The organism is Gilliamella sp. Nev6-6, assembly GCF_001690605.1.
Taxonomy (GTDB): Bacteria; Pseudomonadota; Gammaproteobacteria; order Enterobacterales; family Orbaceae; genus Gilliamella; species Gilliamella apicola_C.
In genome coordinates this window covers 1-8015 of the sequence record NZ_LZHP01000094.1, presented here as the reverse complement: position 1 = coordinate 8015, position 8015 = coordinate 1, and the positions used below count along the sequence as shown (strand labels likewise).

At 35.4% G+C, this 8015-nt stretch carries 8 protein-coding genes and 1 pseudogene; 1 reads left to right on the top strand and 8 read right to left on the bottom strand.

All coding sequences use genetic code 11. The features are described from left to right. From A9G42_RS11935 to A9G42_RS11910, 6 genes and pseudogenes are all read right to left on the bottom strand, one after another. Window positions 1-238 (bottom strand): annotated as a pseudogene (locus A9G42_RS11935) (hypothetical protein); the annotation flags it as partial. 189 nt (window positions 239-427) lie between these two features. After that, entirely contained in the window at window positions 428-793 is a 366-nt protein-coding gene (locus A9G42_RS11930; RefSeq protein ID WP_065581867.1) for a hypothetical protein, read from the bottom strand. Between the two features lie 389 nt (window positions 794-1182). Continuing rightward, entirely contained in the window at window positions 1183-1878 is a 696-nt protein-coding gene (locus tag A9G42_RS11925; protein WP_065581868.1) for an HAD family hydrolase, read from the bottom strand. 6 nt (window positions 1879-1884) lie between these two features. Further along, entirely contained in the window at window positions 1885-4221 is a 2337-nt protein-coding gene (hypF, locus tag A9G42_RS11920; RefSeq protein WP_065581869.1) for a carbamoyltransferase HypF, read from the bottom strand. Then, window positions 4193-5218, bottom strand: coding sequence for a hydrogenase expression/formation protein HypE (gene hypE, locus A9G42_RS11915; RefSeq protein WP_065581870.1), 1026 nt, complete (start codon window positions 5216-5218; stop codon window positions 4193-4195). Before hypE ends, hypF begins: the two co-directional genes overlap by 29 nt. A gap of 11 nt (window positions 5219-5229) precedes the next feature. Continuing rightward, complete coding sequence (locus A9G42_RS11910; protein ID WP_065653530.1) at window positions 5230-5814, bottom strand: cysteine hydrolase; 585 nt, start codon at window positions 5812-5814, stop codon at window positions 5230-5232. A 104-nt stretch (window positions 5815-5918) separates the two neighbouring features. On the opposite strand from A9G42_RS11910, the gene A9G42_RS11905 reads away from it, so the two are divergent. Beyond that, window positions 5919-6800, top strand: coding sequence for a LysR family transcriptional regulator (locus A9G42_RS11905; RefSeq protein ID WP_065653529.1), 882 nt, complete (start codon window positions 5919-5921; stop codon window positions 6798-6800). A gap of 148 nt (window positions 6801-6948) precedes the next feature. Here the strand turns inward: A9G42_RS11905 and A9G42_RS11900 are convergent, their stop codons facing one another. Beyond that, window positions 6949-7578, bottom strand: a complete 630-nt coding sequence (locus A9G42_RS11900) for a hypothetical protein (RefSeq protein WP_176700434.1) — start codon at window positions 7576-7578, stop codon at window positions 6949-6951. 189 nt (window positions 7579-7767) lie between these two features. After that, window positions 7768-8015, bottom strand: a 248-nt coding sequence (locus A9G42_RS14180) for a hypothetical protein (protein WP_065652808.1), incomplete at its 5' end; no start/stop codon positions are given.

Below are 8015 nucleotides of genomic sequence, written 5' to 3'. Positions count from 1 at the left end.
TGGATTTTATTTTCCCTTGAATTAACGACTTATTAATCACATTCCCAACAAAAACGCTGAACAAGGGTTCTATTTTATTTAAATCTAAATTCTGCCATGCACCATCTGAATTGAAAATATCATAAAAGCGCATTTCAGGGCTGGTTAGCATCTGTCCAATTGTGTATAAATTATCACGTAATTGGATATTGACTAGATCATTTTTCTTCCAAACAACACGTTTAGCCATAATTAGCATCGACCTCTTTTTTTAGGAACACGCTTTCGATCCCGCTAATAGGTTGGGGTATCATCGTATAGCAGAATTTCCCAGTATCTTTGATGGCAATCGCTTCAATTCTGTTGGTGCAATCATAACAGTAGTCGGTCTATCCCTGTTTGTTGTGTTTTTCGCCTACTAGCAGATCGGGGGAAAATGATTAATTCATTAATTGTAGACACCAATCTCTTCCGCTTTGGCAATTAACTCATCTTGCAATGAACCTTGTATTTCATCTCCATCATACTCAAGAATGAAATCACCACTAATATTAGGAGGAAAACATGAACCATCTATGGTGCCAAAAATTGTTGACATTGTATCTATCATTACTATACGCAGAAAATTAAAAATCTTTTCTTGGTCTTTATCTGATAGCTTTGCGATAATACTTCTTGCTCTTGCATAAGGATCATTATCGTTTGTAGATTTACTCGGATCACTTAAATGAATTTTATAATATTCAAGTGTATCATCCAAAAGCATAGATAAAAGTGAGGTAACTACTAATTCATCTTTTCCTATTTTATTCATTTAACAACCTCCTTTTCCATTAGGTTTTACTGTATTCATTTCTGGATATATTTCTTTATTTTTGGTGATTAATTTCTGAAAAGCGCTATTGGGTATTTGTGGGTAAACTCTTTTTAGCTAACGTATATCTCTAGCTAATAGTGCAAATAATACCGAAATTTGCACAATTTGACGAGACCCAAATTTAGACATTAATATCCCGGATATAGGCATCATAAATAATGCGCCAAGACCAAAAGTAAGAATAAAATAACCAATTACTTCGTCCGTGACATTAAAACGTGGTGCAAATTATGCAATTTGAATCGCCCAAGCGCCAGTTATAAATCCATTGTAAAATAATACAGTAACAGCACATCTTGCTCTTGATTCTATTTTTATTTCCTTTATCAATTCTCTATAAAAACTTCATGATCGCGATCCAACGAGATACTGTAATCGCCATTATCTTGTTTATTTACTTTAACTTCCAAAAAATTAGCTATTGCAGTTTTAGCACCATGCTTGATAAGTATTGTTTCTCCGATACCTACGCAATATGCACCGGCTTCAACAGCAGAGGTAACGCCACTAATTGAGTCCTCAAATACCAGTGTTTTATTGGGAGGTAGCATTAAACGTTTCGCACCTAAAATATACGGATCAGGGAATGGTTTACCACGAGACACATCATCACGCTCTACAATCACGGAAATACAGTCTTTAATCTGAAGCATATCCATGATCCTGTCAATTTTTTCTCGCCAGCCACTCGTCACTATTCCTACTCTTATTTTTGCAGCTGACAAAGCTAATATTAACTGCGCAACGCCGGGAATAGGCTCATAGTCAGCAGTATTTTCAGCATGAATAATATAGGCCTGTACTTTTTTTTGGTCATCTATTGGCAGGTGGCCAAAAAGCGCCTTTATTGTGTGCGGTCCTGGTTGGCCGTGAATATGATTTACTATATCACTATCAGTAACTTTGATTCCGTATAAAGCGCCGGCTTCAATCCAGGCTCCTTCAATAACAGTATTGGAGTCGATAAGTACACCATCCATATCAAATAAAACACCGGAAATTTTTTCTCTTGCATTACTCATAATTTTTTATCCTTTTGAGTTTAAAATAGGTGCAGCAACAACTATTTGCCCTAATGAAATTCCACCATCATTAGTTGGTACTAATTTATGGCTGTATGGTTTTAAATCAATTTTTTCTAAATGATCTATTGTATTCATGAGAATGAATTCATTACAAAAAACACCACCGCTTAATACAATTTGATTACACCCTGTCTTAGAAGCTAATTGTTTACACACAGTTTTAATTATTTCTACAATAGTGGAATGGAAACACCGGCTAATTTCTGACAAGTTCGGTTCTGTGCTTAGGAGAGCAAAAGTTATCTCTTTTATCATTGGTCTATAATCAATTTCAATATGACCATCCTTATCTTCAAGTCTGAACTTAAATGGTTTAACCATGTGCAAATCGCGTTCTAAAAGCGATTCTAACTCAATTGCTGCTTGCCCTTCATATTCAACGTTAGTGCAAACTCCCATTAACGCTGATACACCGTCAAAAAGTCTGCCAATACTACTTGTTGCAGCTGAATTGATTTTTTGTACCGACATTTTAGTAAATACATTCCTTTGTTGTTCAGACAACAAATTTAATGCTGGTATATCAAGCAAATCAAAATTATCACCAAAAGTTTCTGTCAACAGAGATACAGCAATGCGTAAAGGCTCTTTAATGGCTTTGTCTCCGCCGATTAATCGAATCGTTCGGAGACAAGCTGCTCTTGAAAAATTTTCAAAATCACCTATTAGAAATTCACCACCCCAAATACTCCCATCTGTACCATATCCAGTCCCATCAAAGATTACACCAATAGTTTGACCCAATAATCCATTTTCAGCCATACATGAAGCCATATGAGCATGATGATGCTGGACCTGAATAACTTTCGTATTTAACTGATTTAAAGCTGTTCGTGTTGAACGAAACATTGGATGCAAATCACAGGCAATAGCATTTGTTTCTATACCTAGAAGTTTTTTTAAATGAGAAATACAATCTTTATGTGAGTCGAAAGTTAAGTCATTTTTAAGATCACCAATATGTTGACTCATAAAAACTTGTTTATCTTTTGAAAGGCTAATTGTTGTTTTCAATTCAGCACCCAATGCAGTAATTGAGCCAACTTCATATGCTAGATGAATCGGGTAAGGCGCATAACCTCTTGAACGGCGCAGAAATAACATCTGGTTTTTATCCTTTTTTTCATTAATCATAATACGAGCAACCGAATCATCAACGCGTGTATGAATATCACGATTGTTTAAAATGAAGTAATCTGCAATTTTACCTAATTGTTCTACAGCAGTTTTATTATCATAAACGATAGGATAACCTGATAAATTACCGCTAGTCATTACTAAAACAGGCATTGTAGGGTCTTCAAGTAACAAATAATGTAGCGGTGCGGACGGTAGCATTACCCCTATATTTGGATTGTGTGGAGCAACATCTTCCAAAAATTTAACTTTACGTTTTTGTAATAACACAATTGGACGTTGCGGGCTTTCCAAAAGAATTTTTTCTTCAAACTCTACGGTCGCAAAATTGTTGATGTTATCTACATTTTCAGCCATAACAGCAAAGGGTTTTGCATCTCTTTTCTTTCGTTTTCTCAGTTCTTTAACTGCTGAAGTATTTGATGCATCAACTACTAAATGAAATCCTCCTAAACTTTTTATTGCAACGATTTTGCCCTCTTTTAACTCTTTAATAGTAAAACGGACGATATCATCAGTGGATATAGGTTTGCCTGAATGATCAACCAATTCTAGTTCAGGTCCACATATCGGACATGCATTTGGTTGAGCATGATAACGTCTATCATCAATATTATTATATTCATGCTGACAGGATGGACACATTTTAAACGAACTCATTGTACTTTGACTACGATCATAAGGCATATCTTTAATTATGGAATATCGTGGTCCACAATTGGTACAATTTATAAAAGCATATCTGTAACGAATATTTTCAGAATCCCTCATTTCTGATAGACAATCATTACACACGTTGGAATCAGGAGGTATAATTGTATTCATATGGTCAAGCTGAAGACTTTTTCTAATGCTAAATGTTTGATAGCATTCATTATCAACTTGATCTATTATTGTTATATTTATTATTCGAGCTAGCGGAGGAGGCGTTGAGACTAATTCGTTCATCATTAATGCAATATTATCATTTGATGATTGTAATTCAATCAGTACACCTTCAGAGTCATTCAATACCCATCCATTAACGCCATAATTCTTGGCTAATCTATGAACAAAGGGGCGAAATCCTACCCCTTGGACAATACCGCTTACACGATAACGTTTGGTTACTTTCTCAACAGAGCCTTGGAAGTTCTGCACCATATAATTCCTCAATAGTAATTTGAGTACCGTCAGATTCAATCATGCAAACTTTTGGTTGTCCTACTCGCATAACTTCCCCAATAATTACAGCTTTCTCCCCAAAAGGATTTCTCTTAAGTATAGCGAGAACACTTTCCGCGGCATCAGGTTCAACAAACAGACATAAACAGCCCTCATTGGCTAAATTGATGATATCCACACCTAACATATCTGCGGCCATAGCTGTTTCAAGTTGAATTGGTAATGCAGCTTTTTCAATAACTATTTCACAATTTTGTGAACGAGCATGTTCATGAAGAACAGCTGATAGCCCCCCTCTTGTAACGTCTCTCATTGATGCAATTTTACCTTCTGGTACATTATCAAATATCTCTTGAATCATTTGATTTAGAGGCGCACAATCGCTTAGTATATCACGTTCAAATCCCAACCCTTCGCGCATTGATAATAAATGAATAGAATGGTTCCCTATATATCCACTTAAAATAATTTTCTGTCCTGGTTTTACATTTTTGATTGAAACAGGTGAATGCTCAAATATCCCAATGCCGGCAGTGTTAATAAAAAGCTTATCAGCTTCGCCTTTTCCAACAACTTTAGTATCGCCAGCTACAATTTTGACATTAGCAGATCTGGCGGTATCGCGGATAGATTCAATGATTTTAAACAATTCAGACATTGGCATACCTGCCTCTAAAATAAGACTAAGAGTTAAATAAAGTGGCTTTGCACCACTTACGGCCAAATCATTAACAGTACCACACACTGCAATTTTGCCAATATCACCATTGCCGAAAATTAAAGGGGTTACGACAAAAGAATCTGTCGTAAATGCAACTTTGCTAGTAGGTAAATTTAATGATGCGCTATCTTCCATTGCTCCAAGATAAGTATCATCGAGGATATAAGCAATTTTCTCAACCAGCTCTCGACTTAATTTTGCTCCAGTACCATGATCTAGAACAACAACCTCTTCATTTGACTTTATAATGTTCATTTTTAGCTCCATTAACTGCGTTCCGGCAAATCATCTTGCTTCTCTAGAAGAGCTAAAATTTCAGAAGATGAAGCTACTGTCGCGCAATAATTTGCCAGCCATTCTAAAGCACGATTGGTATCATCTATGGAAGGAGCAAAAACACCATCACTTGGAACCCATACATTGTACCCTCTAAAATAAGCATCAGCTGCCGTTGTTTGAACACAAACATGAGTTTGCAAGCCTGTAACAATCACTGAATTAACACCAAGTTTTTTTAGAATACCATCAAGGTCATTGTTGTAAAAACCAGTATCTCGTCCTTTTACTACAACAATATCTGAAGGATGACTTATTGTCTTCAATATCTGATTTTCTGGTCTTCCGGCTAAAGCTGGAATACCACCTTCTCGATTTTTATATCTTTTTTGCACTGCTGGATCATTGGGATCATTAATCAACTGTAAATGTATAACTTGATGATTTAGATTCCTGATACCGTTTAAAAATTCATTAAATTTAGTAAGTTTTTCTTCCAGTTCTTCAGGTGATTTTGATATTTTGTAGGTAAATTCATATTGCAAATCATTAGTTAACACCGCTACTTTTGGCATGACGTCTATCTCCATGTAAAATTGAACTTTCTTAAATATAAACATTTGAGGAAGTTGTGTATAATGAAAAAAAAATCAGTTATTGATAAACATTTGGAATGGATATGAATATCGACATCCGACTGCTTAAAGCATTTATAACACTGGCTGAAACTAAAAGTTACCGCCTCGCAGCTGAAGCTTTGTTTATAACTCAACCTGCATTGACAAAACAAATTCAAGCTTTAGAAAGAATTATTGAAATGAAACTTTTTATTAGAGGTCGGAATGGAGCAAAATTAACATATATTGGAGAAAAAATATTTCTCGAAGCGCAAATACTTTTAAAGTATTACAATCATTTTTTTATCACAGCCAGTGATATTAAGAAGAATGCACATAACCATATATTAATTGGATTTGGTATTTCGTCATTCCAAAATGTACCTAAGTGGATTCATGCCTTTTCGGATAAATATCCTGAATATGAAGTTATTACCAGACAAATTCCATCTAGTACTCAAATTAAGATGTTGATGCAAGGTGAATTGGATATTGCCTTTGCTCGAATGCCGGTACACGATTCTCTAAATTCAATAATTCTATCTAAGGAACAGATCGTTCTTGCTGTGCCGGCTGACGTTGAAGTTAATTCCTCTAATCTTAATTATGTAATCGAAACACACTCTTTATTGCACATAAAGCCAAACTTAGCACCTTGTTTGGCTGAACAAACTAAAATGATGCTTGACCATATGAATATATTTTCAAATCCCGTATCAGCCACCAGTGACCTTTCGTCTCTTTTAGCGTTAATTGCAGGTAAAAATGGGGTTGCCTTTGTTCCGGCAAGTGTCCGTCATTTTTTACCGAAAGGCGTTAAACTCATTATCCCTGAATTTGAACAACCAGGGTGGGATATTGCTATGGTATGGAACCCAAAGATTCGTAATGAAAAAAGAGATCTGTTTTTAGAAATGGTTAAAACAATTGTAACTACCCCCTAAAATAGTGCAGCAAAAAAGTAGAAAATTCTCTATGATAAAAGTAAAAGGGGGGTAATTATGTTGGGGTTTTGGTTTCTTTATCCTTGTTTTTTTGATAATCATTCAGTTAAATAAAAAAGGGTAATTCCGTTTTCTTTTGATTATCTGCTTAACGAAGTGGTTCTGGTAGGCGGCGTGTCAGGGGACGCAATTTTTCTCTGTCATCCCATAAATCAGGGAATACTTCAAATTTCAGATCATCACGGTTAATACCTGTATCAAAATAGCGACAGAGGCGGTCTCGTAAATCTACATCACCCCACATATTAGTCATCTCATATTGTTCAATAAGCTTTCTATCTTGTGGAAGCGTTAAATCTTCTTTGATAATTGGTGCTCTAGTTGTACTTAAAATGCCATCAGCATCAGGAACAAGATCTATTAATTTTCCTCCTAAAAAATGAAAATTAAATTTGTCACCTTTGTAATGATCTCCATCCAAAATAGTATAGGCATCAATCCAATATCTTTCGCTAGGCTTTGAACTGGGTATTACTGTAATGGATTTTATTTTCCCTTGAATTAACGACTTATTAATCACATTCCCAACAAAAACGCTGAACAAGGGTTCTATTTTATTTAAATCTAAATTCTGCCATGCACCATCTGAATTGAAAATATCATAAAAGCGCATTTCAGGGCTGGTTAGCATCTGTCCAATTGTGTATAAATTATCACGTAATTGGATATTGACTAGATCATTTTTCTTCCAAACAACACGTTTAGCCATAATTAGCATCGACCTCTTTTTTTAGGAACACGCTTTCGATCCCGCTAATAGGTTGGGGTATCATCGTATAGCAGAATTTCCCAGTATCTTTGATGGCAATCGCTTCAATTCTGTTGGTGCAATCATAACAGTAGTCGGTCTATCCCTGTTTGTTGTGTTTTTCGCCTACTAGCAGATCGGGGGAAAATGATTAATTCATTAATTGTAGACACCAATCTCTTCCGCTTTGGCAATTAACTCATCTTGCAATGAACCTTGTATTTCATCTCCATCATACTCAAGAATGAAATCACCACTAATATTAGGAGGAAAACATGAACCATCTATGGTGCCAAAAATTGTTGACATTGTATCTATCATTACTATACGCAGAAAATTAAAAATCTTTTCTTGGTCTTTATCTGATAGCTTTGCGATAATACTTCTTGCTCTTGCATAAGGATCAT

Bases quoted from the DNA above. Each gene is read 5' to 3' on its own strand.
- A9G42_RS11930 (WP_065581867.1), bottom strand. From the start codon at position 793: ATGAATAAAATAGGAAAAGATGAATTAGTAGTTACCTCACTTTTATCT.
- A9G42_RS11900 (WP_176700434.1), bottom strand. From the start codon at position 7,578: ATGCTAATTATGGCTAAACGTGTTGTTTGGAAGAAAAATGATCTAGTC.
- hypE (WP_065581870.1), bottom strand. From the start codon at position 5,218: ATGAACATTATAAAGTCAAATGAAGAGGTTGTTGTTCTAGATCATGGT.
- A9G42_RS11905 (WP_065653529.1), top strand. From the start codon at position 5,919: ATGAATATCGACATCCGACTGCTTAAAGCATTTATAACACTGGCTGAA.
- A9G42_RS11910 (WP_065653530.1), bottom strand. From the start codon at position 5,814: ATGCCAAAAGTAGCGGTGTTAACTAATGATTTGCAATATGAATTTACC.
- hypF (WP_065581869.1), bottom strand. From the start codon at position 4,221: ATGGTGCAGAACTTCCAAGGCTCTGTTGAGAAAGTAACCAAACGTTAT.
- A9G42_RS11925 (WP_065581868.1), bottom strand. From the start codon at position 1,878: ATGAGTAATGCAAGAGAAAAAATTTCCGGTGTTTTATTTGATATGGAT.